This is a genomic window from Bradyrhizobium sp. B025 (assembly GCF_042257955.1).
Taxonomy (GTDB): Bacteria; Pseudomonadota; Alphaproteobacteria; order Rhizobiales; family Xanthobacteraceae; genus Bradyrhizobium; species Bradyrhizobium diazoefficiens.
Window position 1 is genome coordinate 7,519,137 of the sequence record NZ_CP170150.1, and the last position, 26,300, is coordinate 7,545,436.

Annotated in this window: 20 protein-coding genes and 1 pseudogene; 16 read left to right on the forward strand and 5 right to left on the reverse strand. The window is 65.2% G+C overall.

All coding sequences use genetic code 11. The features are described 5' to 3' along the window. Positions 1–29 precede the first annotated feature (29 nt). The 5 genes from ACE10W_RS35580 (at position 30) to ACE10W_RS35600 (ending at position 5,865) form a co-directional block, all read left to right on the forward strand. Complete coding sequence (locus tag ACE10W_RS35580; RefSeq protein WP_028173923.1) at positions 30–830, forward strand: bifunctional 2-polyprenyl-6-hydroxyphenol methylase/3-demethylubiquinol 3-O-methyltransferase UbiG; 801 nt, start codon at positions 30–32, stop codon at positions 828–830. Between the two features lie 291 nt (positions 831–1,121). Next, positions 1,122–3,482, forward strand: coding sequence for an exopolysaccharide transport family protein (locus ACE10W_RS35585; protein ID WP_304548583.1), 2,361 nt, complete (start codon positions 1,122–1,124; stop codon positions 3,480–3,482). Then, a complete protein-coding gene (locus ACE10W_RS35590; RefSeq protein ID WP_304548584.1) occupies positions 3,475–4,281 on the forward strand; it encodes a WecB/TagA/CpsF family glycosyltransferase in 807 nt (268 codons plus the stop codon). The genes ACE10W_RS35585 and ACE10W_RS35590 overlap by 8 nt, the downstream gene beginning before the upstream one ends. A gap of 19 nt (positions 4,282–4,300) precedes the next feature. After that, the gene (gene galE, locus ACE10W_RS35595; RefSeq protein WP_304548586.1) at positions 4,301–5,293 is read left to right on the forward strand and encodes a UDP-glucose 4-epimerase GalE; all 993 of its coding nucleotides are present in this window, start codon (positions 4,301–4,303) and stop codon (positions 5,291–5,293) included. A 230-nt stretch (positions 5,294–5,523) separates the two neighbouring features. Beyond that, positions 5,524–5,865 carry a hypothetical protein gene (locus tag ACE10W_RS35600; RefSeq protein WP_304548588.1) on the forward strand — a complete coding sequence of 114 codons (342 nt, stop codon included), beginning with the start codon at positions 5,524–5,526 and terminating at the stop codon, positions 5,863–5,865. Here ACE10W_RS35600 and ACE10W_RS35605 read toward each other — a convergent pair. Further along, the gene (locus ACE10W_RS35605; protein ID WP_304548590.1) at positions 5,839–9,954 is read right to left on the reverse strand and encodes a GAF domain-containing protein; all 4,116 of its coding nucleotides are present in this window, start codon (positions 9,952–9,954) and stop codon (positions 5,839–5,841) included. The genes ACE10W_RS35600 and ACE10W_RS35605 overlap by 27 nt on opposite strands. 305 nt (positions 9,955–10,259) lie before the next feature. Between ACE10W_RS35605 and ACE10W_RS35610 the strand changes: the two genes are divergently transcribed. The 3 genes from ACE10W_RS35610 to ACE10W_RS35620 are packed head-to-tail and all read left to right on the forward strand — an operon-like array spanning position 10,260 to position 13,501. After that, positions 10,260–11,312: an Ldh family oxidoreductase gene (locus ACE10W_RS35610; RefSeq protein ID WP_304548592.1), complete on the forward strand. Its 1,053-nt coding sequence runs from the start codon at positions 10,260–10,262 to the stop codon at positions 11,310–11,312. Positions 11,313–11,333: 21 nt separating this feature from the next. Then, on the forward strand, positions 11,334–12,701 hold the full coding sequence (locus ACE10W_RS35615) for an LLM class flavin-dependent oxidoreductase (RefSeq protein ID WP_304548593.1): 1,368 nt from the start codon (positions 11,334–11,336) through the stop codon (positions 12,699–12,701). Positions 12,702–12,715: 14 nt separating this feature from the next. Beyond that, a complete protein-coding gene (locus ACE10W_RS35620; protein ID WP_304548594.1) occupies positions 12,716–13,501 on the forward strand; it encodes a fumarylacetoacetate hydrolase family protein in 786 nt (261 codons plus the stop codon). A 1-nt stretch (position 13,502) separates the two neighbouring features. Here the strand turns inward: ACE10W_RS35620 and ACE10W_RS35625 are convergent, their stop codons facing one another. Continuing rightward, on the reverse strand, positions 13,503–14,423 hold the full coding sequence (locus ACE10W_RS35625) for a LysR family transcriptional regulator (protein WP_038967360.1): 921 nt from the start codon (positions 14,421–14,423) through the stop codon (positions 13,503–13,505). A 61-nt stretch (positions 14,424–14,484) separates the two neighbouring features. On the opposite strand from ACE10W_RS35625, the gene ACE10W_RS35630 reads away from it, so the two are divergent. The 3 genes from ACE10W_RS35630 (at position 14,485) to ACE10W_RS35640 (ending at position 16,419) form a co-directional block, all read left to right on the forward strand. Then, on the forward strand, positions 14,485–14,943 hold the full coding sequence (locus ACE10W_RS35630) for a hypothetical protein (RefSeq protein ID WP_304548595.1): 459 nt from the start codon (positions 14,485–14,487) through the stop codon (positions 14,941–14,943). Positions 14,944–15,041: 98 nt separating this feature from the next. After that, a complete protein-coding gene (locus ACE10W_RS35635) occupies positions 15,042–15,518 on the forward strand; it encodes a hypothetical protein (protein WP_304548596.1) in 477 nt (158 codons plus the stop codon). A gap of 61 nt (positions 15,519–15,579) precedes the next feature. After that, positions 15,580–16,419 (forward strand): MFS transporter, encoded by an 840-nt coding sequence (locus ACE10W_RS35640; RefSeq protein ID WP_304548598.1) that lies wholly within the window; start codon positions 15,580–15,582, stop codon positions 16,417–16,419. A 14-nt stretch (positions 16,420–16,433) separates the two neighbouring features. Here ACE10W_RS35640 and ACE10W_RS35645 read toward each other — a convergent pair whose 3' ends face one another. Beyond that, on the reverse strand, positions 16,434–16,889 hold the full coding sequence (locus tag ACE10W_RS35645) for an Lrp/AsnC family transcriptional regulator (RefSeq protein WP_011090317.1): 456 nt from the start codon (positions 16,887–16,889) through the stop codon (positions 16,434–16,436). Positions 16,890–17,043: 154 nt separating this feature from the next. Between ACE10W_RS35645 and ACE10W_RS35650 the strand changes: the two genes are divergently transcribed. Both ACE10W_RS35650 and ACE10W_RS35655 read left to right on the forward strand, forming a co-directional pair. Then, a complete protein-coding gene (locus ACE10W_RS35650) occupies positions 17,044–20,493 on the forward strand; it encodes an indolepyruvate ferredoxin oxidoreductase family protein (protein WP_304548599.1) in 3,450 nt (1,149 codons plus the stop codon). 5 nt (positions 20,494–20,498) lie between these two features. Further along, positions 20,499–20,684, forward strand: a pseudogene (locus tag ACE10W_RS35655) (amidase); the annotation flags it as partial. On the opposite strand, the gene ACE10W_RS35660 reads toward ACE10W_RS35655, so the two are convergent. Further along, a complete protein-coding gene (locus tag ACE10W_RS35660) occupies positions 20,679–21,590 on the reverse strand; it encodes a LysR family transcriptional regulator (protein ID WP_060909025.1) in 912 nt (303 codons plus the stop codon). The pseudogene ACE10W_RS35655 and the gene ACE10W_RS35660 sit on opposite strands and share 6 nt — an antisense overlap. A gap of 275 nt (positions 21,591–21,865) precedes the next feature. Between ACE10W_RS35660 and ACE10W_RS35665 the strand changes: the two genes are divergently transcribed. The 3 genes from ACE10W_RS35665 to ACE10W_RS35675 all read left to right on the forward strand — a co-directional run bounded on the left by ACE10W_RS35665 (position 21,866) and on the right by ACE10W_RS35675 (position 25,271). Then, on the forward strand, positions 21,866–23,047 hold the full coding sequence (locus ACE10W_RS35665) for an HlyD family secretion protein (RefSeq protein ID WP_304548600.1): 1,182 nt from the start codon (positions 21,866–21,868) through the stop codon (positions 23,045–23,047). A 115-nt stretch (positions 23,048–23,162) separates the two neighbouring features. Further along, on the forward strand, positions 23,163–24,782 hold the full coding sequence (locus ACE10W_RS35670; protein ID WP_304548601.1) for an MDR family MFS transporter: 1,620 nt from the start codon (positions 23,163–23,165) through the stop codon (positions 24,780–24,782). Between the two features lie 27 nt (positions 24,783–24,809). After that, entirely contained in the window at positions 24,810–25,271 is a 462-nt protein-coding gene (locus ACE10W_RS35675; protein WP_028173905.1) for a carboxymuconolactone decarboxylase family protein, read from the forward strand. Positions 25,272–25,412: 141 nt separating this feature from the next. Here the strand turns inward: ACE10W_RS35675 and ACE10W_RS35680 are convergent, their stop codons facing one another. After that, entirely contained in the window at positions 25,413–26,273 is an 861-nt protein-coding gene (locus ACE10W_RS35680; protein WP_304548602.1) for a D-amino-acid transaminase, read from the reverse strand. Positions 26,274–26,300 lie beyond the last annotated feature (27 nt).

The following is a 26,300-nucleotide window of genomic DNA, read 5'->3' on the forward strand; positions in this document are numbered from 1 at the left end:
TTTGAGTCGAACAAGCGCGGTCAAAAAATATGAACAAGCCAGCCACGATCGATTTCGCGACAGCTACGGCGATCCAGATCCCCGCGGCCACCGCGCAAGCCCAGGCGCTGCACGATCTGGTCCCCGGCGAAGCCCGCGACAGCCTGCTCGCCGTCCACGACGTACTGCGCCGCGAACTGCCGCAGGGCCGGCTCGCCATCTATGAAGCCGGCGGCGGCTCGTGCAGCGTTCTGCCGCCGGAATTGCTGAGCCGCAGCCAGGTCACCGTCGTCGACATCGACGAGGACCAGGTCCGCAACAACACCTACGCGGACGAAGCCATCCTCGGCGACGTGCAGACCTACCGCTTCGGCCGCGAGACCTTCGATCTCGTGATCTGCTACAACGTGATCGAGCATCTGCCCAACGTCGACGCTGCGCTCCTGAATTTTCGCGACGCACTCAAGCGCGGCGGGATGATCCTGATCGGCGCGCCCAATCCGCGCTCGCTGTCCGGCGTCGTCACCAAGTACTCGCCGCACTGGTTCCACGTCTGGTTCTACCGGCACATCCGCGGCATCAGGGATGCCGGCCTGCCCGGCGAACCACCGTTCCCGACCTTCTTTCATCCGCTGGTGACGTTGCCGCGACTCGAAGCGTTTGCGGCCGCCAATGGCCTCGAGATGACCTATCGCCGTGAGGTCGAGAGTCCGCGCTATCCCGAGATGCGCCGGCGCAAGCCGCTGTTCGCAGCTCTGGTCGATGCCGGCGCCGCAATGCTGAACGCCGTGCTCCCGCGCGGCACCGACGTTCGTCGCGGCGATTATCACGTCATCCTGCGGAAGAGCTGACAATCATGGCACGCGCGCGGTCCATCGCAGGACGAGCGAAGCCTGGCGGCCTTGCTGCGCGCGGTAACGAACCGTTAATCCCTTGGGGACCCCGGCATCGCGAGTGTCACAGTGACGCGCCGAGGCGCGGCGTGCGCTTAAACGCTTTGTTTGCCATTTCGGTGAATAGTCCCTCAATGAGTATGGTTAATTTTCCCTGTTGCGTTGATTGGGCACCTATATCCCGGGTGCGTGGCGTAAAGCGAAGAGTAACCCCTCAGCCCGCGGTCGTTGGAATGAAAGCTGGGGACTATGCTTGACTACAACCAGCCGATAGATCGGGCCGGACCGGAGGCCCCGCGACAAAGGCCTCAAACCGGCTTCAACGTGCTGGAGCTCGTCAATCTGCTCTGGCGGCGGAAGATCGCGATTGCCGCTGCCGCACTCCTCGGTGCGACGCTTGCCGTCACCGTGGGCAAGAGCGTGACGCCCCGCTACACCGCCACCGCCCAGCTCTATGTCGACCCGCGCGAGCTTCAGCTGGTCGATCGCGAGCTCACGCCGCGTGCCCAGGACGTCTCCGGCATGGCGATGGTGGTGGAGAGCCAGGCCCGCCTGATCACCTCGAACAGCGTGCTGCTCCAGGTGATCCAGCAGGCTGGTCTCGACAAGGACCCTGAATTCGGCGGCGGTGATGCCAGGAGCCTGATGTCGTCGCTGCTCGGCCTGATCGGCCTTCAGCCTCGTGCGCCGTCCGCTGCGGAAACCAAGGAAGTGCAGCTCGCGGCGCTCGACGCGCTGAACCGGCACATCACGGTCCGCAAGACCGAGAAGAGCTTCATCGTCGACATCGAGGTCTGGTCGACCGATCCGGCGAAAGCGGCGATGCTCGCCAACACGCTGACCAGCGCCTACCTCGCCGAATCCCGCAACTCGCAGGCTTCGGCCGCGCGACGCGCCACCAACGATCTCTCCGGCCGCCTCAAGGAGCTTCGCGAGCGGTTGCGCAGTGCCGAGACCGCGCTCGCCACCTACAAGGCCCAGAACAATTTCGTCGGCACCCAGGACGCGCTGATCAGCGACCAGCAGCTCTCCGCCAGCAATCAGCGGCTTTCCGCGGCCCGCGCGGCGACAATGGACGCACAGGCGCGGCTCGACCAGATCGAGGCGAGCCGGCGCGCCGCTGCCGATGCCGGCGCGAATTCGGAGGCGCTGCAATCACCAACCATCGCGAACCTGCGCGCGCAATATGCCGACGCCCGCAAGAAGTACGCGGAGCAGGCCGGCGAGCTCGGCCCGCGCCATCCGGCGCTGCGCCAGACCGAGAAACAGGTCGAGGATCTCAAGCGCACCATCAACGAGGAGATCGATCGCTTCGCGCAGTCCGCCAAGAACGATCTGACGCGCGCCCGCGACTACGAGGCCTCTCTGAACCGGGCGCTGGAGGCGCAGAAGCGGCAGAGCGTGCAGCTCAGCCAGGCCGCCGTGCGCCTGCGCGAACTCGAGCGCGAGGCCGATGCCAGCCGCGACGTCTATCAGTCCTTCCTCAAGCGCTCGCGCGAGACCGAGGAGCAGGAGACCCTGAACACCTCGGCGGCCCGCGTCATCGGCGAAGCCACCGTGCCGCAGCGGCGCTCGTTCCCGCCGGCGATGAGCCTGTTCGCCATGATCGGCTTCATCTTCGGCGCGCTCGCGGCTTCGAGCTGGTTCGTCGCGGCCGAGCTCCTGTTCGCCGGCGCCCCCACGCCGGCCCGCCGTGAACGCACACCGGCGCCGCAAGGTCCCCGAGCACCAGAGACGACGCGGACTTCGGAGATTGCCCGGCCTCAGCAGGCATCGCGCACTCCGGAAGTCGCGCAGGCTCTGCCGGAAGTTGCCGCGCCATCGCTGCAGCCCTCGATGGTCGAAAGGCCCCTGATCGAAAAGCCGCTGATCGCGCGCCTGCAGGAGGCCGATGTCATCCACACGCTGGGTGCCATTCTCGCCACCGGCGGCGGCGTCGACCTGACACGGCTGGGCTGGCCGACGCTGCGCCCCGGCTTTCCCCTCACGACGCTACTCAATGCCTGGCGCGACATGCGCGCCGCGGTCGCCCGGCGCGCCGGCGGCAAGGCGATGCCGGTGATCGCGCTCATTGGTGCGAGCGAGACCACCGGGCGCAGCGTGACCGCGCTGAATTTCGCGCTCGCGGCCGCGCGTGACGGTGCCCGCGTCCTGATGATCGATGCCGACCATCAGGCACGCTCGCTCTCGAACAAGGTCACCCGTCCCGGCAAGAGCGAGCCGAGCGCGCTCGGCTGGCTCTCGATCGGCAGCAAGACCGCGCGCGAGATCAAGACGGTGAACGGCATTTCGGTGCTGCCGGCCGCCGAAGGCGACGCGGGCAAAGCCGCCGAGGCCATCCGCAAGGCGATTTCGCAGGCGCGCGCCGCCGGCGGCTATGACCTCGTGGTCCTCGACGGCCCCGCGATGCCGCTCCCGGCCGGCGGCCGCAAGCTGCTCGACGATGCCGACGCACTGGTTGCGGTACTGCCGACCAGCCTCGACATCAACGACAGCCTGGAAGAGATCCTGAGCACGCTCGGCCGCGCCGAGCGCAAGCTCGTCGGCGTCGTGCTCGACGAACTCGCGCCCGCAACCCAAGCGCGCCAGCGAGGCAGACAATATGCTTGAGCGCCGCGTCAATCTGGACGGCCGGGCCGCAACCGCCGACGTGCCGCGGATCACCGTCGGCGGCCTTCGCATGGCCGCGCTCGACCTGGAAGCGACCGCCGACTTCATGATCGAGGCGACCGATCCGAATCATCGCATCGGCCGTCCGTTGCACCTGACCTCGGCCAATGGCGAGGTGCTGGCGCGCTGCTCGACCGAGCCGGAGACCGAACGCCTGTTCCGCGGCGCCGACCTGATCAACGCCGACGGCCAGCCGCTGGTGGCGGCCTCGAAGCTGCAATCCTGGTTCCCGCTGCCCGAGCGCGTCGCGACCACGGACCTGTTCCACATCGTCGCGCGCAAAGCCGAAGCGGTCGGCCGCACCTTCTACATGTTCGGCGCCAGCGAGGCCGAGAACGCCGCGGCGGTCGAGAACGTCCGGAAGATGTATCCGAACCTCAAGATCGTCGGGCACAGCCACGGCTATCTGCGCGGCGAGGCCCTGCGCGCGAAGGTCGAGGAGATCAACGCGCTCGCGCCGGACTATCTCTGGGTCGCGCTCGGCGTGCCCAACGAGCAGGCATTCGTGGAGCAATACACGCCGCTGCTGACCAATGTTGGCGTTATCAAGACATCGGGCGGCCTTTTCAACTTTTTGTCGGGCAGCCGGTCCCGCGCGCCGCAATGGATGCAGAAATTCGGACTCGAATGGGCCTGGCGCACCTGGCTCGAGCCACGCCGCCTGTTCTGGCGCTATTTGACCACCAACCCCCGCGCACTCTATCTTCTCTTCAGCCGCAAACGGCCTTCCAATCGCTGAGAGAAGAGTAGAAGACGATATGACCGACCGACCGACCGTCCTCGTCACAGGGGGCGCGGGCTATATTGGCTCGCATGCCTGCCGCGCACTGTCTGCCGCCGGCTATCAGCCCGTCGTTTATGACAATCTCTCGACAGGTCATCGCAGCTTCGTCGCCGGCCCCCTGGTGATCGGCGACCTTCTCGACGGTGCAGCGCTGGCGCGCGCCTTCGCCGACCACAAGGTCACGGCGGTGATGCATTTCGCGGCGGCGAGCCTCGTCGGCGAATCCATGACCGATCCGCAGAAGTACTACATCAACAATGTGCAGGGCACGCTGTCGCTGCTCCAGGCGATGCGCAACGCCGGCTGCCATCGCATCGTGTTCTCCTCGACCGGCGCCGTCTACGGCAACGCCGATTCCAAGGAGCTGCCGGAAGACTTTCCCTGCGCGCCGATCAATCCCTATGGCGCCTCGAAATGGATGATCGAGCGCATGCTCGCCGACTATCGCGCGGCCTATGGCTTCGGCGCGTTCTGCCTGCGCTATTTCAACGCCAGCGGCGCCGATCCGGCCGGCGGCATCGGCGAACTGCGCGACAACGAGACCCATCTCATTCCGCGGGCCATGATGGCCCTGCAGGGCCATGTCGACTTCGCTGTGTTCGGCGACGACTACGACACGCCCGACGGCACCGCGATCCGCGACTACATCCATGTCAGTGACCTCGCCGCCGCGCATGTCGCGGCGCTGAAGCTGCTGGAACAGGGACATGCCGGCGGCAGCTTCAATCTCGGCACCGGCTCCGGCTTTTCGGTGCGCGAGATCCTCAACGCCATCAGGCAGGAGACCGGGCGCGAGGTGCCGCACACCGTCAAGCCGCGCCGCGCCGGCGATCCCACCTATCTGGTCGCCGACCCGTCCGCCGCGCGAAAAGTTCTGAACTTCGTGCCGCGTCACTCTGACCTGCCTACGGTCATCCGCACCGCCTGGGCCTGGCACCAGAAGGCACATCCTTTCAGGTCGCGTTAGGTAATCGTAACACCCGCACCTTGCCTGCCGTCCCTCCAAACGGCTAGAATGGACGTTCGCTGCCGCCGTCGGCGCATCGCTGACGGCCGCATTTCAGGCATTGCCGACGATGATGTCGGCATGCATGGCTCGGCCAATTTGCGCGAGCCAGCTTTTTCCGAGCGTCAAGGCCACGATCAAATCCGCGCGTCGGCCTGTCATCGGGCGCGGATTCCGGGAGTATCGACCGCATGCATCAGGCTGCACGCCTGGAGTTCGAGCGCGTGATGGATGAGTTCGTTCGCTGGCATGTCGTGCCCGGGGACGAGCGCTCGCCTGCGCCTGCCTGGTGGTGGGGGCCTGCCATGGCGGTGGTCGACGACCACGAGCCGATGAGCGGCGCATGGTGCTCCGAGCTCGACCTGAACGAAGGCGCGAGCTTCGCCGACGGTGCGCGCACGATACTTGCGCTGTTCGTCGAGCAGACCTCACTGACGGGGCCGCAGGATTTTCCGAGCAAGGCCGAGGCCACGGATCACGAGGTCCGCGAATTGCACCCGCAACCGTCAGACGACAGCGCGTTTCAGCCGTAACGCGGCGGCTTCGCGGGCGACGGGATCCGGCTCCGGCTGGAGCGGCGGCGCGATCGGCAGAACCAGCGGCCGCAGCAGTTCGGCCATCTGCCGGGCCGGCAGCGGCTTCGAGATCAGGAAGCCCTGCATCTCGTCGCAGCCATGGGTGCGCAGGAACGCCTCCTGCTCGACGTTCTCGACGCCTTCGGCGACGACGGTCATGCCGAGCGCCTTGCCCATGCTGATGATCGCCTGCGCGATCGCCTGGTCCTCCGAATCCTGCGGCAGGTCACGCACGAAGGAGCGGTCGATCTTGATGGTGTCGATCGGGAAGTGCTTCATCAGCGACATCGACGAATAGCCGGTGCCGAAATCGTCGATGGCGAGGCGGATGCCGCGGCTCTGGATGGCGTCGAGCACCTTGAGCGCGCGCCCGACATTGCGCATCATCATGCTCTCGGTGACCTCCAGCTGGAGCAGCACCGGCGACATGCCGGAGGCCGCCAGCGCCTCGTCGACATCCTGCAACAGATGTTCGTCGACGAACTGCCGCGGCGACAGGTTCACCGCCATCGACAGCGGCAACAGGCCGCGGCGCTGCCAGGCCATCGCCTGCGCGCAGGCCTCGTTCAGTACCCAGCGGCCGATCGGCACGATCAGCCCGGTTTCTTCCGCAAGCGGAATGAACTGTGCCGGCGAGACGCTGCCGAGATCGGGATGTGCCCAGCGCAGCAGCGCTTCCACGCCGGTGATCTGGCCGGTCTCCATGTCGACCTTGGGCTGGTAGTTCAGCGAAAACTGCTCGCGCTCCAGCGCCCGGCGCAGCGCGCTCTCGAGCGACAGCCGCTCGATCGACTGCGTCTTCACTTCCTTTGAGAAGAAGCGGTAGCCGTTCTTGCCGTCCTCCTTGGCGAGATACATCGCCATGTCGGCGTTCTTGGTCAGCGTCTGCGCGTCGGAGCCGTTGGCCGGATACATCGCGATGCCGATCGAGGCCGTGGTGTGACACTCGTGGCCGGCCAGTTCCATGGGCTCGGCGAGCGCCGCGAGCAACCCGGTCGCAATCCGCTGCACGTCGTCGATCTCGCCGCACTGGTCGAGGATCACCACGAACTCGTCGCCGCCGAGGCGCGCCACCACGTCGCTTGTCCGCAGCGCACCGCGCAGCCGGTTCGCCACTTCGAGCAGGAGCAGATCGCCGGCCTCGTGGCCCAGCGAATCGTTGATGACCTTGAAGCGGTCGAGATCGATGAACAGAACCGCAAAACGGTGATCGTGGCGCTGCGCGGCGTCGATCGCCTCGCGCAGCAGCCCGTTGAAGGTCTCGCGGTTCGGCAGGTCGGTCAGGCTGTCATGCGAGGCGAGGTATTCGATTCGCTCGTCCGCCTGGTTCTTCTCGTCGGTGCGATCGAAATTCTCCATCGCAAAGGAGACGTTGTCGGCGAGACGCTGCAACAGCTCGACGAACTCGGACGTGAAGGTGCCCGGTTCGGTCGACATGTAGATCATGACGCCGACGGCCTGGTCGTGCGCGATGAGCGGAAACGCCGCGCCCGACCGTGCGCCGTCGCCGCGGACGACGGCATGGAAGACACGGACGCGATCGTCGTTGAGATAGTCGTTGCTGATGCAGGGCTGGCGTGTGCGGAATGCCGTGCCGCTCATTCCGCGCCCCTCGGGACGCTCGGGGTCGATGGAGAGGCGGATGTTGCGCGTGGTTTCGGCGGACGGCCCGGCCGCGGCCACGATCTCGAGCTGGTCGCTGTCGGCCCTGGCCAGCGCGATCGTCGTCGAGGTGAACTTGGCGCCGTTCGACGCCGCGAGGCAGACGAGGTCGAACAGCTCGGCGCGCGACTTCGCCCGCATGATCGCCTCGTTGGTGGCGCTCAGCGCCGCGAACATGCGCGTCAGGCGCTCCTTCTGCGCCTCGGTGCGGGCCTTTTCCTCGGCCCGATCGAAATTGTCGAGCGCGAACGAGACGTTCTCGGCAAGCCGCCCCAAGAGCTGGATCAGGTCCGGCGTGAACGCGCCTTCGTCGACTGAAAGGAACAGCAGCACGCCGACCGCCTTGCTGCCGTTGCTGAGCAGCGGGAAGCAGGCCCCCGATCTCGTGCCCTGGATGCGCGCGATCTGGTGCCAATGCGCCGTGCGGATGTCGGTGAGAAGCTCGTTGGCGACGCAAGGGATGCGCGTGCGGAAGGCGGTGCCGGTCAACCCCCGGCCTTCCGGATCTTCGGCCGACGTCGAGAACCGCCACGACTTGACCTGGTAGCAGCTCTCACCCTTGGTCATGGCGATGTCGAGGTAATGTCCGGTTTCGTCCACCAGCGCGATGGTCGCGGAGGAGAACGTGCCGCCGAGCACCGCGGCTTCGCAGACCACCTCGAACAATTCGGCGCGGGTCTTCACCCGCATGATGGCTTCGTTGGTCGCGCTCAGCGCCTCGAGCATGCCCCGCAGACGATTGCGCTGGATTTCGGCCTTGGCCTTCTCATCGGCGCGATCGAAATTCTCCAGCGCGAAGGCGACGTTGGCCTGAAGCTTGCGCAACAGCTCGACGAACTCGGCCGTGAAGGTACCGCGCTCCGGAGAATTGAACAGGAACACGCCCTCGACCCGGTCGCCATTCAGGAGCGGCAGCGCCGCGGACGACGCGATGCCGGTGCGGCGGGCGCTGGCCTGCCACGGCGCAATGCGGTCGTCGGCGAACACGTCGTTGCTGACCGAGGGCTGGCGCGTGCGGAACGCAGTGCCGGTCAGCCCGCGTCCCTCCGGCACCTGGTCGGAGGTGGAGAACTTGAAGGTGCGGACCTGATCGGCGTTCGGCCCATAGCTGGCGACCACGCGCAGCAGCTCGGCACGATGGTCGGCGAGCGCAATGGTGACCGAGGTGAACTTGGCGCCCTTCGCCGTCGCCTCGCAGACGAGGTCGAACAGCTCGGCCCGCGTCCGCGCGCGCAGGATCGCCTCGTTGGTGGCGCTCAGCGCCGCATACATGCGGGCGAGACGCTCTTCTTCCGCGGCGATGCTGGCCTTCTCTGCCTCACGGTCAAAATTCTCGATCGCGAACGAGACGTTCTCCGCCATGCGCAGGAGCAGCGCGACGACTTCCTCGTCCTTGGCCCACGACCTGCTGACGAAGGACAACAGCACGCCGACGCTTTCGCCGTGCTTGATCAGCGGCGCGACCACGCAGGCGGCGACACCGGTGTTGACGTTGGCCTGCTCCCACGGGGTTCCCCGGGTGCGGCTGGCGAGATCTTCCTCGATGACGGCCTTCTGCGTCCGGAACACCTCGCCGGAGATGCCCTTGCCATAGGGATTCTCCGGATCGATCGAATAGCGCGCCTGGGTGACCAGCTCCAGATTCTGTCCCGTAGATGCGACCGGCTTCATCCAGTGCGAACCCGGTTCGCGGAGCAGGACGATGGTCGCAAGCGACTTGCCGCCATGCACGGAGGCGTCGCACACGAGCTGGTAGAGCTCCTGCTCGGTCTTGGCGCGGAGAATGGCCTCGTTGGTGGCGCTGATGGCGCCGAACATGCGGTTGAGCCGCCGCGTCGCCCGCTCGCTGGTCTGCCGCGCCGTCTCACGCGCGAAATTGTCGAGGGCATAGGAGATGTTGGCCGACATGCGCTCGAACAGCGACACCATCTGCTCGTTCAGCGAGCCGGCTTCGCTGCGGGTCACGTACAGCACGCCGACGCTCTTGCCGTTGCAGAGCAGCGGCAACGCCGCGGCAGCGCCAATGTGGGCCTTGGCGGCGCCCTCGCGCCACGCCAGCGAGCGCGGATCGTTCAGATAATCGTTGCTGACGCACAGCCTCTGATCGCGAAACGCCTCGCCGCCGACGCCCAATCCTTCCGGCGTGCCGGCGTCCGTGGTGATCTCGATCGAGCGCAGCCGCTGGATATCGTCGCCGCAGCCGGCCGCAAAGCAAAGCCGCCGGCCGTCCGGTCCCACCAGGAACACGGCCACGGCCAAAAAGTCCCCGCTCGAAAACCCGGCGTCGCAGACCTTCTGGTACAGCTCGTCCGGCGATTTCGCGTAGAGGATCGCTTCGTTTATGGCGCTCAACGCCGCAAAGGTGCGCGCGAGTGTCGTCGGCACGATCTCAGCTCCCGGGCATTTCTGCCTAATTTTCCCGGGTACTTTATGAACGGCCATCGCCTAAGTGGTCGTTATTGCGTGTCGCAAACCGTCGATCAGAGTGAACGAGCTGCGAACGACCCCCGCCAAACTGTCGAGAATACCGCCGGCCGGAACGAATCTTCGACCAAAGGCGCGCTCTCTTTACGAATTTGCAGCCCTGTATTGGTTTACGGGAGATTGATATCGGTCCTGCGCTTTGAGACGATGGTCCCCAACAAGCGCCCGCCAGCTATCATGATAAGGGCGATGACCGGGGAAACGCCATGCCGATCGTCAGGGCCGACCGCCTCACGCGCATCAGCGCCGCCCTGCTCCAGGCGGCGGGAGCTTCCCAGGAAGAGGCCGATGCGGTCGCGACCGGCTGCGTCAACGCCAATCTCGCCGGCCACGACTCCCACGGTGTGATCGCGGTTCCCACCTATATCGACCGCATCAAGGCCGGGCACATCGTTCCCGGCGCGACATGGACCATCGTGCAGGAATCGCCGACCACGACCGTAATCGACGGCCATTGGGGATTTGGTTTCCACGTCAACGCCAAGGCAATGGCGCTGACGATCGCGAAGGCGAAGACGGCGAACGTCGCCGCCTGCACCGTGTTCCGGCAGAGCCATGTCGGCCGCCTCGCCGCTTATCCGCTGATGGCGATGCGCGAAGGCATGATCGGGATTGCAACGGCGGACTCCGGCCGCTCGCCGAAGCACGTGGCGCCGTTCGGCGGCAAGGAGGCGCGGCTCGGCACCAACCCGATCTCGATCGCGGTGCCGTCCGATCTCGATGCGCCGTTCTACCTGGACATGGCGACCTCGGCGGTCGCCGCCGGCAAGATCCAGCTCGCTGTGGCCCGCGGCGAGAAGATCCCGACGGGATGGATCATCGATGCCGAGGGACGGCACACCACCGACCCGACCCAGTATCGCAAGGGCGGCGCGCTGCTGCCGCTCGGCGGCACCGAGGGCTACAAGGGCAGCGGCCTTGCCGCCGTGGTCGAGGTGCTGTGCGGCCTGCTCACCGGTCTCGGCTTCGGCGTCGAGCCGACGGGGCGGCACAATGACGGCTGCTTCATGGCGGTGTTCAACGTCGCCGCGTTCCGCCCGCTGAAGGAGTTCAAGCGCGAGGTCGCCGAATTCGCGCGCTATCTGAAATCGACCCCGCCCTCCGAGGGCAGCACGGGCGTCTACTATCCCGGCGAGATCGAGGGCGTGCGCGAGCAACAGCGGCTGCGTGACGGCATCGAGGTCGAGGATGCCACCTGGGACAAGCTGCGCGCGCTGGCGCGGGAATACCGGCTCGACACGGTGCTCGATCTGGCCTGACGCAATTCGGAGAACAGCAGCATGACGCGGCAGATGGTACTGGTCGGCTTCCTCCAGGCGCAAAACTGCACCAATTTGCCGAGCTCATGGCGGCATCCGGACTCGCGCGACGATTCGATGTCGGCGGATTACTATCAGGAGATCGCCAGGATCCTCGAAGCCGGCAAGTTTCACATGGCCTTCTTCGACGATCGCCTGGCGATGCCGGACCGCTACGGCAACGACCACGCCCACACCGTCGAATACGGCATCCGCTGCGTGAAGATGGATCCGCTGATCGTGCTGACCACGATGGGCATGGTCACCGACAGGCTCGGCCTTGGCGCGACCTGCTCGACCACCTATTACGAGCCGTTCGACGTCGCGCGCCGCTTCGCGACGCTCGACTTGATGTCCGGCGGGCGCGCGGGCTGGAACGTCGTCACCTCGCTCAATGACGGCGAGGCGCTCAACATGGGCCGCGACTTCCATCCCGAACATGATTCCCGCTACGACCGCGCCGACGAGTTCATGGAGGTCGTGCTCGGGCACTGGGACACCTGGGAGGACGGCGCGCTCATCATGGACAAGACAAGCGGCCGCTTTGCCGATCCGGCCAAGGTGAAGCGGCTCGATCACAAGGGAGCGGCCTTCAAGTCGCGTGGCCCCTTCACCGTGCCGCGTTCTCAGCAGGGCCATCCCGTCATCATCCAGGCCGGCGCATCCGGCCGCGGCCAGCGCTTTGCCGGCCGCTGGGGCGAGGTGATCTTCACCGCCGCGCGCAACCTCGCCGCGGCCAAGGAGGGTTATGCGGCCATCCGCAACGAGGCGGCCAAAGCCGGCCGCGATCCCGAGCAGATGTTCCTCTGCAACCTGACGACGCCGGTCTGCGGCGCGACCAAGGCCGAAGCCGAAGACAAGATGGCGCTGATCAACAAGCTGCCGCTCCAGATCGACGCGCTGTCGCTGCTCGCCGAAGCGCTCAATTACGATTTCGCCTCCAAGGACCTCGACGCGCCGCTGACCACGGAAGAGCTGAAGAGCATGCAGGGCATTCTGGGCATCCGCGACGGCGTGCTGAAGAATTCAGGCAAGAGCAATCCGAGCGCGCGCGATTTCGTCACCTTCTCCGGCCGCGGCCAGGTGCAGGACGCGATGGTCGGCGGCCCCAAGGAGATCGCGGACAAGCTCGAAGAGATGTTCGTCGAGCGCGGCTGCGACGGCTTCGTCATCGCGGCCACCTACGTGCCCGGCTCCTACGCCGATTTCGTGCGCCATATCGTGCCGGAGTTGCAGCGGCGCGGCTTGTTCCAGAAGGACTATCGCGGCAAGACGCTGCGGGAAAATCTCGGCTTGAGGCGGCCGACGACCGGCGCCTGGAAGGTGCAGCCGCGCGATGCTGCGGAATAACTGGAGGATCCGACATGCGCTGGCTGAAATTCACCGCCTCGGACAAGACCTCCTGGGGGATCGTTGAAGGCGACCGGGTCATCGCAATCGACGGCGATCCCTTCCGCGAATGGCAGCGCACCTCGCGCACGCTTCCGCTTGGCGAGGTGAAGATCGAACTGCCGCTGATCCCGCGCACCTTCTATTGCGTCGGCCTGAACTATTTGAAGCACCTGAAGGAGGCCGCCGACAAGCGCGGCGAGGTGCCGGCCGTGCCTGACAGGCCCGAGATCGGCTATCGCGCGCAGAACGCGCTGATCGCACACGACGAGGAGGTCGTGATCCCCTCTTTCGCGACGGACAAGATCCACTACGAGGGCGAGCTCGTCGTCGTCATCGGCAAGAAGGTCAAACACCTCACCAAGCAGAACGCGATGGATTGCGTGTTCGGCTACACCATCGGCAACGACGTCAGCGAGCGCAGCTGGCAGAAGGCGGATCGCAGCCTGTGGCGCTCGAAGAACGCCGACACGTTCAAGCCGATGGGCCCGTGGATCGAGACCGAGGCGAATCTCGCCAGGATGGAGACCGTCGTCCGCGTCAACGGCAAGGAGACCAACCGCTTCTACACCAACGACATGATCTTCGGCGTGGTGCCGTTCCTGGTCGAGCTGACCAAGTACTTTACGCTATGGCCGGGCGATGTGATCTGGATGGGCACCGACGGTGCCTCGCCGGACATTAGGCATGGCGATGTCGTGGAGATCGATATCACCGGCATCGGCACGCTGCGCAATCGGTTCGTGCGGGAGCAACGGTAGATCAGCTCGCGCCGCCTGAGCGGCCCTTCACATGATCGATAAAGGCCCGCAACTTCGGCATGATTTGTCGGTGACCGGGATAGTACAGGAACACGCCCGGCGTCATCGGCGCGAATTGCTCCAGGACGGGAACGAGCTTGCCCGCCGCCATGGCACCGGTGGCCAGCGGTGCGGGCACTTGCGCAAGACCCACACCTTCGACGGCGGCTCCGAGCATCGTCGGAAAGTCGTTCGCGATGAAAGGTCCCGCAACCACAATCTCGATCGAACGGCCGTTGTCGTCGAGCGACCACGACGCAAGCGCACCGTTCGATCGTCGCAATCTCAAGCACGCGTGCTCACGCAGATCGTCTGGCCGCTCGGGCCGACCGCGGCGGGCAAGGTAAGCCGGGCTGCCGAGGATAATGAGCGGTAGCGGATTGGTCAGGCGCACCGCGACCATGTCGGGGGCGATGAACTGGCCCAACCTGATGCCGGCGTCAAAACCTTCGGCTGCGAGGTCGACCAGTTCTTCGCTTGCGGCAAGCTCCACCTCGATCTCGGGAAATGCCCGGCAGAACGACGCGATCAGCGGCTCCAGCAGGATCGGCACGACGGAGCGCGGCACGGTGAGACGCAGGAGGCCGGCCGGTCGCTGTCCGAGCTCGCGCGCCGCCCCGCTTGCCGCGACGAGCTCCTCGAAGGCGGGTCTGGCGCGCGCAAGGAATCTTTCGCCGGCTTCGGTCAAACCGACGCTGCGGGTCGTGCGGATGAAGAGCGCGGCGCCGACGCGCGCCTCGAGCGCGCGTATCGCCTGACTGATGGCCGATGGCGTGACCCCGAGCTCAGCTGCCGCTCGGCGGAAACTGCGATGCTGGGCGACACTCAGGAACGCCTCCACGCCGTCCAGTGCACCGTGCCTGACTGTGAAGTTCTGCTTCATAGCCCGTCAACATTATCGCGAATAGTAACTCGCGGGAAGCGGCCTTACATCCGAATTGCAAATGAGCCGTGCCGTCGCCGTAACCGCCGCGATCGGAGACATGAAATCGATGAAGACAATCCGCGACGTCGTCCTGAACGTCGTCTTGGCAGTCACCCTCATACTCACAGGCGCAACCTCCATGGCCGATCCTTCACTTGCCCAATCACAGACCGCGTCGCCGACAACGGGGGTCATGGTCATCCTGACCGTCAAGGCGGGCGTCACCCGAGATCAGATCATGGCCGTCATGCCCGATGAAATCAGGCAGACCGTGCAGCTCTATCTCAACGGAACGGTTCGCGAATGGTATTCGCGATCCGACGGGCGCGGCGCCGTATTCCTGTTGAATGTCAGGGATGTCGCCGAGGGACACGCGATCATGGAGGGCCTGCCGCTCGCGCGGCGGGAACTCATGGACCACGACTACATCGCAGTCGGTCCGCTGATGCCGCTCGGTCTGCTGATGGCCAAGCCCTGAGCGTCCGCCGACGCCGAACCCACCGGCTTCGACCACACTGGCCGGACAGGCCACCACAAGGACATCCGAACGTGCCGCAAAGCTTCAACCTTCCCTTCGTGCTCAGCGTCGCCGGCGCTTTCCTGACAAGCGCGGTGGTGGCTTCGATCTACGTCTGGCCGGCACTCCGCGCCATGCCGCGCTATGAGGCCCTGAGACTGCTCGCGGCCTTCAACGCGTTCAGGTTCTTCGGCATGAATTTCATGGTGGCGGGATTCGTATCCGCGGAGTTGAGCCCGAATTTTGCCGCCGAGGTCGGATGGGGGGACCTTATTGCCGCCACTCTCGCGCTCGCGTCAATCGCAGCACTCTCCTGGCGATGGTCGATCGCAATTCCGGTGGTCTGGGCGTTCAACGTCTGGGGCACGCTGGATCTCCTGAATGCCTACTATGTGGGCGTGACGAAAATCCAGGATCCCGGCCTCTTCGGCGCCGGCATTTATATTCCAGCCCTCTACGTGCCGCTGCTGCTCGTCAGCCATGTTCTCGTCTTCATGATTCTGGTGAGGTCCGGATCGGAAGAAAAAACGGCCTGAGATGGCCGCTGGCCGCGATCTCGTGCGTCCACCGCAGCCGACCTCTCTCTAGGGAACGCCGATGAACAGCGATGCTGCTTCCGTTGCCGCCCCGGCCCAGCCTGCCATCCGGCTCGGCTTGATGTGGACCGTTCTATTCACGATCCTGTGGACCTGGCTGATCTACTCGCTCCCCGCACTTCCGCAGAGCGGCTTTCCGGCCCTCGGCGTTCGGCTGCTGGCCCATGGGCTCATTGCGCTCGGCCTGTGGCTCGGGCTCGAAAACACCGCGTTGACGCCAGAGCAACGCCGGGCGACCTGGCTGGTCGTCATAGTCCCCTTCACGCTTTGGGCTGCCCTCGCCTGGACGGCATCCATCAATGGTGCATTCCGCACGGGTGCCTCCTCCTTGCCGCTGCTTCCCGCGGCGATCCTGCTGCCAGTGATCGTCGGCGCTCCGGTGCTGATGCTATCGAAGCGGGTCGGACAATTGCTCGATGCAATGCCGGCGACGTGGCTCATCGCCCTTCAGGTCTATCGCATCTTTGGCAGTCAATGGCTCGCTTACTGGCTGCGCGGGGTGCTGCCGGGCGTCTGGGCATTGCCGGCAGGAGCCGGCGACGTGCTGACCGGACTGTTCGCGGTGCCGGTGGCGATCGCCTTGGCGGCCGGGACGGCCGAGGGGCGGACAGGTGCGATCTTCTGGAATATCTTCGGCCTCGCAGACTTCGCCGTTGCGATCGCCCTGGGAATGGCGATGTCGCCTGGCCCGTTCCAGCTCATCGTTCCGGATGGCCCGAGCATGGCCATTGATACCTTTCCGAACGTGCTGACCCCGGCCTTCGTCGTGCCAAGCTCGATCCTGCTGCATGCACTGTCGCTGCGCCAACTGCGCCGGCGCAGCCGGACTGAGGCAGTGTGAGTCCCGTCGTTGTCTCAGAACGGCAGCGCCACGCCGGTCTTGATCTCCTTCAGCACCACATTGCTGCGGACATAGCGGATGCCGGGGATGCGGAACATGAACTCGTCGAGGAATCTGTTATAGGCCGCCATGTCCTGCACGACGACGCGCAAATGATAATCGGCGTCGCCCGTGGTCGCGAAACATTCCAGCACCTCGCGGCGCGTCGTGACCCTGGCCACGAATTCGTCGACGAACTTCGCATCGTGCCGCTCCAGCGAGACGTGGAGGATGGCCGACATCGTAAATCCCGCCTGCTCGCGCGCGACCAGCGCCGCATAGCCTTGGATGACGCCGCTCTCCTCCAGCGCGCGCACCCTGCGCCAGCAGGCGGAGGTGGACATGCCGATCTCGTCGGCGAGCTGCTGATTGGTGGCGCGACCATCCTTCTGAAGGTGGGCGAGTATTCGCGTGTCCTGTTCTTCGATCATGGAGGCCTCCCCGGGCCGAGAACATCTACCAAATTTGATTGCCTTGCGCAAAATTCTACCGAAATTTTGGTCTATGCGGGACAAATAGGTAAGACCTACCAGCCTCCCAGGCATAATCTTCCAGCTTCAGGCAGGATGCCGCGCGAGGTCCACCATGGACGCCATTCCGTCACTCGACGCTTACGAGCTCTCCGACCGCTACGACCGCGAGGACGGCCGCGTCTTCCTCACGGGTACGCAGGCCATCGTCCGCATCGCGCTCGACCAGGCAAAGCGCGACCGTATGCGCGGTCTCAACACCGCCGGCTTCATCTCCGGCTATCGCGGCTCGCCGCTCGGCGGCATCGATCTCGAGCTGTGGCGCATCCAGGAGCGTCTCAAGCGGGACCGCATCGAATTCCTCCCGGCCGTGAACGAGGACCTCGCGGCAACCGCCGTGCTCGGCTCGCAACAGGTCGAGACTCAAGCGGAGCGCGAGGTCGATGGCGTGTTCGGGCTCTGGTACGGCAAGGGCCCCGGCGTCGACCGCTCCGGCGATGCGCTCAAGCACGGCAATGCCTATGGCTCCTCGCCGCATGGCGGCGTGCTGGTGGTCGCCGGCGACGACCATGGCTGCGTCTCCTCCTCGATGCCGCACCAGTCCGACGTCGCCTTCATGAGCTGGTTCATGCCGACGTTGCATCCAGCCGATGTCGGCGAATATCTGGCGTTCGGCGAATATGGCTACGCGCTGAGCCGCTTCTCCGGCATGTGGGTCGGCTTCAAGGCGATCTCGGAGATCGTGGAGTCAGGCGCATCCGTCGCGCTGCGCCCGCCGCGCGCCTTCCGCACGCCCGACTTCACGCCGCCGCCGGGCGGCCTGCACTATCGCTGGCCGGACCTGCCGGGACCGCAGATCGAGGAGCGGCTGGAGGCGAAGAAGCACGCCGTCTACGCCTTTGCAAAGGCCAATCCGGTCGACCGCCACATCTACGACATTCCGAACGCCACCTACGGCATCGTCACCACAGGCAAGGCGCATCTCGACCTGATGGAAGCGCTGCGGCTGATGGGCCTCGATGAGGCGGCCTGCCGCAGCATCGGCATCGACGTCTACAAGGTCGGCATGGTCTGGCCGCTGGCGCTGCATGACGCGATGGACTTCGTGAAGGGCAAGCGCGAGATCCTCGTTGTCGAGGAAAAGCGCGGCATCATCGAGAGCCAGTTCAAGGAGTATTTCTACGACTATCCCGGCACCAAGCCCGAGCGCATGGTCGGCAAGCATGACGAGCGAGGCGCGCGGCTGATCTCCTGGATCGGCGAATTGTCGCCGCGTGCGCTGGCTGGCGTGCTCGCCCGCCGGCTCGATCCGATGTTTCCGGGCCTCAATCTCGCCGCGCGCGCGGCCGCCTTGATGCCTGAAGCCGCCCGCACGATCAACGTCAGCGGTGCGACACGTACGCCTTATTTCTGCTCGGGCTGCCCACACAACACGTCGACAAAGGTACCTGAGGGCTCGAAGGCGCTGGCCGGCATCGGTTGCCACTTCATGGCGAGCTGGATGGACCGCGAGACGTCGTCGCTGATCCAGATGGGCGGCGAGGGCGTGAACTGGGCAACGTCGTCGAGATTCACCGGCAACAGGCACATCTTCCAGAATCTCGGCGAAGGCACCTACTATCACTCCGGCTCGATGGCGATCCGGCAGGCGATCGCCGCCAAGGCCAACATCACCTACAAGATCCTGTTCAACGACGCCGTCGCCATGACCGGCGGCCAGCCGGTCGACGGCCCCATCAGTGTCCATGCCATCGCGCATAGCGTCCGTGCTGAAGGTGTGGCGCGCATCGCGCTGGTGTCGGACGATCCCGCGCAGTTTTCGCCGGCGGACCTGCCTATCGGCGTCACCATCCATCCGCGCGAGGAAATGGACCCCGTGCAGCGCGAGCTGCGCGAGGTCTCCGGCGTCTCCGTCCTGATCTACCAGCAGACTTGCGCCACCGAGAAGCGGCGCCGCCGCAAGCGCGGGCAGATGGCCGACCCCAAGCGTTTTGCCTATATCAACGACCTCGTCTGCGAAGGCTGCGGCGACTGCTCGGTCGAATCCAACTGCCTCAGCGTCGAGCCGAAGGAGACGCCGTTCGGCCGCAAGCGGCAAATCAACCTGTCGGCCTGCAACAAGGATTTTTCCTGCCTCAACGGCTTCTGCCCCAGTTTCGTGACTGTCGAAGGCGCGACGCGCCGGAAGAAGAGCGCGAGCGAGATCGGCGCAGTCGGCCGCGCGGCGACGCTTCCCCTGCCCGCTCCCGCCACGCTCGACCGTCCCTACGACCTGCTGGTAACAGGCGTCGGCGGCACCGGCGTGATCACCGTCGGCGCGCTGATCGGCATGGCCGCGCATCTCGAACGGAGCGGCGTCTCGGTCCTCGACTTCACCGGCTTTGCGCAGAAGTTTGGCCCGGTGCTGAGCTACATCCGCCTCGCCGCCTCGCCCGAAGCGTTGCACCAGGTCCGCATCGACCAGGGCGCGGCCGATGCGCTGATCGGCTGCGACCTCGTCGTCAGCTCCGCGCCGAAGGCGTCCGGCACCTATCGCCGCGGTACGCGCGCCGCTGTCAACACGGCGGAGATGCCGACCGGCGACGTCGTTCGCTTCCGCGATGCCGATCTCGCCTCGCCCGCCCGCCTGCGCGCGATCCGGCAGGTCGTCGGCAACGACAATCTCGACACCATCAACGCCAACGCGCTGGCCGAACGGCTGCTGGGCGATGCCGTCTATGCCAACATCATCATGCTGGGCTTTGCCTGGCAGCGCGGACTGATCCCCGTCTCGCTGCAAGCGCTGTTGCGCGCGATCGAGCTCAACGGCATCGCGGTCGAGCGCAACAAGCAGGCCTTTGCCTGGGGCCGGATCGCCGCCGCCGATCCGGACTCTCTGCCGATGGCGGACGATACGCCCAAAACCGAGACGCTCGACCAGCTCATCGCCCGCCGCGCCGATTTCCTCACCGCCTATCAGAACGCAGCTTATGCGGCACGCTACCGGACGATCGTCGATAAGGTTCGCAACGCCGAAGCTGCGCTGAGCAGCGAGGCGATGACCGAGGCCGTCGCACGCGCGCTGTTCAAGCTGATGGCCTACAAGGACGAGTACGAGGTGGCGCGCCTGCACATGCAGACCGGCTTCCTCGACGAACTGAAGCGCGAGTTCGAGGACGGTTTTAGCGTCCAGTATCACCTTGCGCCGCCGTTCCTGCCATCCGAACGCGACGCCCGTGGCCGTCCGCGCAAGCGCGCCTTCGGCCAGTGGATCCAGACGCCACTTGCCCTGCTCGCGCGGTTGAAGGGGTTGCGCGGGACGCCGCTCGATCCGTTCGGTTACACCGCCGAGCGGCGCACCGAGCGGGAGCTGATCTCCTGGTATGAGGGCGTGATCGAACGGATGCTGCACGAATTCGACGCGGCGCGCCTGCCCGATTTCATTGCGATCGCCAAGGCTCCGATGGAGATCCGTGGCTACGGCCCGGTCAAGGACATCGCGGTCGCGAAGGTGAAGCCGGAGGTCGAACGGCGTCTCGCCGATGTGATCGCCGCATCGCCGGCAGAAATGCGCGCCCACGGTTGACGTGAAACACCGATCCCGGCAGCAATGCCGGCAATCCCGGTGTCCAGATTCCAATCGCGCTCGGCGCGACGAGCAAATTGCCGATTGGCCTTGAGCTCGACGGCCCGGCAGGCAGCGATCGTCGCTTGCTCGCGATCGGCATCGCGCTTGACGGCGTGTTCGGGCGGCTGCCGCCGCCGCACCGGTCATGAATAAGGATTGATCAGCTTCTGCTGCTCGGCGCTGTGCGCCACCAGCATGTCGATGAAGGTCCTCACCTTCGCCGACAGATGATGGCGATGCGGATAGACCGCGTTCATGGACAGCTCGACCGTCCGATATTCCGGCAACAGGCGCACGAGGTGACCGGCTTCGAGGTCGTCCTGAATGAGAAACCCCGCCATCAGGCAGACGGCAGCGCCCCCCAGCGCGACCTTCCGCAGCGCTTCTCCGCTGTTGGTGACGAAGCTGCCGGATATCCGTACCGATGCCGGCGTGCCCTTGCGATCGAGGAAGCGCCATTCATCGCCAAACGGATAGTTCAGGTGACGGCCGCAATTATGCGCAGTGAGCTCGTCGAGCTTCTGCACCCGGCCGTGCTTCTCGATATATTCGTGGGAACAGCACAGCACGTGACGCCAGGTGGCGAGGCTCCGCACGATCAGGCTCGAATCCGGCGGCGGCGTCATGCGCAGGGCAACGTCGTAGCCTTCCTCGATGAGATCGACATCGGCCTCGCCCATGCGCAGATCGATCTTGAGCTCCGGATAGGCCGACAGGAGTTTCGCCACAACCGGCGCGACGAACGGGACCATGTGCGTGGCGACGTGGACGCGCAACGTGCCGCGGGGCACCGACTGCAATTCGCTCGCGATATCGTCGGCCTGTTCGATATCGGCGAGGATCTGGACGCAGCGGTCGTAATAGGCCTTGCCGATCTCGGTGAGGTTGACCCTGCGCGTGGTGCGCTGAAGCAGCCTCACGCCGAGCCGGTCTTCCAGCGCCTGGACGTGATTGCTCACCATGGTGGTCGACATGTTGAGCTTGCGGGCTGCTGCGGAGAAGCCGCCGGTCTCGACCACCCGGCTGAAGACTTCGAGGCTGGTCAATCGGTCCATGCCGCCTGATTATCCGCTCTTGATCGATAATCTCAAGGTTTTCGCCCCGATTATCTACCAGATCATCCCGCGTGTGACATGGCGCATGGGTTAGCAGCAATCGCTCGACAGGTGCGGCAATCGCTCTGGGGCAGTCGCACGTCTGGTCCGGTAGACCACACAGTAGGGCGAGCCCCCGGACTATCCACCCCGAGTGGATAATCCTTTCAGCATTTCGCCGATTATCGCTCGAACTGGAAAGACCGATAGTCCCTTCCAGCCGATAGGAGACCGTCATGTCCGAGCTGCCCCGCGCTGAAAACTTCCAGCAAGCAACTGAAATTACTCAAGATTATTCCAAGGTGCCGCTGCGTGTGCCGGTCCGTAACAAGCTCCGGCGCGCGGCCTTGGTGCTCGCGCTCCTCGCGGGCACGGCGGCGGTCGTCTATTACGGACACGACTACTGGACCAACGGACGCTATCTCGAGACGACCGACGACGCCTATGTCAAGGCGGACTCCACGATCGTCGCGCCGAAGGTTTCCGGCTACATCGCGAAGGTCCTGGTCGGCGACAACGAAAAGGTCAAAGCCGGCCAGGTGCTGGCCAGGATCGACGATCGCGACTTCAGAGCGGCGCTCGATCAGGCCCGCGCCGATGTCGCCGCCGCGGAGGCCTCCGTCCGCAACCTCGATGCCCAGCTCGAGCTGCAGCAGCCGATCATCGAGCAGAGCACGGCCGATGTCACGGCTGCGGACGCCAATCTGAAATTCGCCCAGGAGGAACGCGCCCGCTACGACGACCTGATGAAGTCGGGCTCCGGCACGATCCAGCGCGCGCAGCAGACCGATGCGGCGCTGCGCGCCAGCAACGCGCAATTGCAGCACGCCAAATCGGGCCTTCTGGCCGCACAGCGCAAGGTCGACGTGCTCACCACCCAGCGCGCCCAGGCCACGGCCCAGCTCGAACGCGCCCGCGCGGTCGCGCAGCAGGCGGCGTTGAACCTGTCCTATACCGAGATCACCGCACCGGTGGACGGCACGGTCGGCGCCCGTAGCTTGCGCGTCGGCCAGTACGTGCAGGCCGGCACACAGTTGATGGCGGTGGTGCCGCTCGATGCGGTCTATGTGGTCGCGAACTTCAAGGAGACGCAGCTCACCCATGTCCGCGCCGGCCAGCCGGTCGAGCTGCGCGTCGACAGCTTCCGCAGCCAGACCCTGCGCGGTCATGTCGACAGCCTGTCGCCGGCTAGCGGGCTCGAATTCGCGCTGCTGCCGCCCGATAACGCCACCGGCAATTTCACCAAGATCGTGCAGCGCGTCCCGGTGAAGATCGTGCTCGACGATCACAGCCTCACCGGCCTGCTGCGGCCCGGCATGTCGGCGGTGCCGACCGTTGACACCAAGCAGGCAGTGCTGGCTGAGCGCGAGACGGCAAAGCGCCTCGCTGACAACACGGTCCATCCGAACGGCGGGTGAGGCTGCAAAACCGGCGGGATTATCAAGTCCCGCCGGACGATCCTTCCAGGACTTCCGCGATTATCGAAACCATCCGCCCAGCGCATCCTGTCTCCGTAACCGAGACGAGGCTTCCATGAGCACGCTCCAACCGACCGTCAACGCCGCCTCCGCCGCCAACTTCCCCGCGCCGGCCGCAGCTCCCACGATTCCGGCCGTGTCGGCCAAGACCTGGATCGCGGTGATCGGCGCGACGCTCGGCGCCTTCATGGCGGTGCTGAACATCCAGATCGTCAACGCCTCGCTCGCCGACATCCAGGGCGCGATCGGTGCCGGCATCGACGACGGCGGCTGGATCTCGACCTCCTATCTGATCGCGGAGATCGTGGTGATCCCGCTGTCGGGCTGGCTCGCCCAGGTGTTCTCGGTCCGCATCTACCTCCTCACCAACGCGATCTTATTTCTGGTGTTCTCGGCGGCCTGCGCGCTGGCGCAGGACCTGCCGCAAATGATCGTCCTTCGCGCTGTGCAGGGCTTTAGCGGCGGCGTGCTGATCCCGATGGCGTTCATACTGATCATCACGCTCTTGCCGAAGGCGAAACAGCCGATCGGACTTGCGCTGTTTGCGATCTCTGCGACATTCGCACCCGCGATCGGCCCGACCATCGGCGGCTATCTCACCGAGAATTGGGGCTGGGAGTACATCTTCTACGTCAACCTGGTTCCCGGCACGCTGATGATCGCGATGCTGTGGTTCTCGCTGGAAGCGAAGCCGATGAAGCTGTCGCTGCTGCGCGAGGGCGACTGGCCGGGTATCGTCACCATGGCGATCGGCCTCTCCGCGCTGCAGACCGTGCTGGAAGAAGGCAACAAGGACGACTGGTTCGGCTCGCCCTTCATCGTCAAACTGTCCATTATCGCCGTCATTGCGTTGACCGCTTTCCTCGTGATCGAGCTGACCGCGAAGAAGCCGCTGTTGAACCTGCGTCTGCTGGTTCGCCGCAATTTCGGCTTCGGCATCCTCGCCAACTTCCTGCTCGGCATCGCGCTGTACGGTTCGGTGTTCATCATGCCGGTCTATCTGTCGCGCATCCAGGGCTACAATGCCGAACAGATCGGCATGGTTCTGGCTTGGACCGGCTTGCCGCAGCTGTTGCTGATCCCTCTGGTGCCGCGGCTGATGCAACGCTTCGACGCCCGGATCATCATCAGCGTCGGCTTTGCGCTGTTCGCGGCCTCCAATTTCATGAACATCTATATGACGAATGACTACGCCACCGATCAGCTGTTCTGGCCCAACGTCGTTCGCGCCGTCGGACAGGCGTTCGTGTTCGCGCCGCTCTCGGCCGTCGCCACGGCCGGAATCGAGCCGGAGAATGCCGGCTCCGCATCGGGCCTATTCAACATGATGCGCAACCTCGGCGGCGCCATCGGCATTGCGCTGCTCCAGACCGTGCTGACCAAGCGCGAGCAGTATCACTCCAACGTTCTGATGCAGTCGGTCTCGATGTTCGAGCAGGCCACCCGCACGCGGCTGGAACAGCTCACTCAATATTTCGTCAATCACGGCATCCTCGATCGTGCGGATGCGTCGCATCGTGCCTATGTCGCAATCGGCCATATCGTGCAGAAGCAGGCCTATATCCTGGCCTTCAGCGACACCTTCTACCTGCTCGGCATGGCGCTGATCGTGGCCCTGATCGCCGTCCTCTTCCTGAAGAAGCCCGGCCAGACCTCGGCCGGTGGAGCCCACTGACGTCACCCCAGCAAAAGGAGAACGACCATGAAGCCCCGCATGAACTACTACCAGGCCGCGCCCGACACGCTCAAAGCCCTGATCGCGGTGGACGATCAGATCAAGGCCAGCGGCCTGGAGCAATCCCTGATCGAACTGGTCAAGACACGGGCGTCGCAGATCAACGGTTGCGCCTTCTGCATCAACATGCACACCGAGGACGCCCGCAAGCGCGGCGAGACCGAACAGCGGCTCTATCTTCTCAATGCCTGGCGCGAATCTCCGCTCTACACCGATCGCGAGCGCGCTGCCTTGGCCTGGACCGAAGCGGTGACGCTGATCTCCGAGACGCACGCCCCTGACGACGTCTACGAGCAGGTCCGCGCGCAGTTCTCGGAGCAGGAGACGGTCAACCTCACCATGCTGATCGGCACCATCAACGCGTGGAACAGGATCGCGATCTCGTTCCGCGCGGTCCATCCGGTGAAGGTGAAGGCGTCGGTGGCGTGATGCTGCGGCGCCGCCTCGGGCACAAGTCTCGTAGGGTGGGCAAAGCGGAGCGTGCCCACCACTCCCTATCCCAATCGCTGAGAGTCGGTGGGCACGGCGCTAGCGCGCCTTTGCCCACCCTACAATAGCCGAGAGTACGCCCTAAACCGCCGTCGCCCTGGCGAATTCCACGTAGATCTCGCGCAGACGCGTCGCCATCGGGCCGGGCTTGCCGTCGCCGATTGTCTTGCCATCAATCGCGACCACCGGCTGCACGAACGACGAAGCCGAGGTGATGAAGGCTTCCTTGGCGGCGAGCGCCTCGGCGACCGTGAAGGACCGCTCCTCGACGCGGAGCTGACGTTCTTCCGCGAGCGCGATCACGGCCTTGCGCGTGCAGCCCGGCAGGATCGCGTTGGAGTTCTTGCGCGTGACGATGACATCATCCTTGGTCAGGATGAACGCCGACGATGAACCGCCCTCGGTGACGTATCCATCCTGCAGCATCCAGGCTTCGCCTGCGCCGGCTTCCGCCGCGGCCTGCTTCGCCAGCACCTGCGCCAGCAGCGCCACGCTCTTGATGTCACGTCGCTCCCAGCGGATGTCGAGCACGGTGATCACGTTGATGCCGGTCTTGGCCGAGGCGGCATTGATGATGTCCTTTTCCGAGGTGAACATCACCAGGCTCGACCTGACATCAGCCTTGGGGAACGGGAAGTCGCGGCCCTTGTCGGCGCCGCGCGTGACCTGGAGATAGACGAGGCCGCTCTCGAGCTTGTTGCGCGCGATCAGCTCCTTCTGCAGCACGGTGATGCGCTCGACCGTCTCCGGCAGCCTCAAGCTGATCTCGCCGACAGAACGCTCCAGCCGCGCCAGGTGCGAGGCGTTGTCGACCAGCTTGCCGTCCAGCACGGCCGAGACCTCGTAGATGCCGTCGGCGAACAGGAAGCCGCGGTCGAGAACCGAGATTTTGGCGTCCGAGAGCGGGACGAATGAGCCGTTGACGTAGGCGATCGAGTCCAAGGCAGGTCTCCTGGCGGGAAAAGGGGA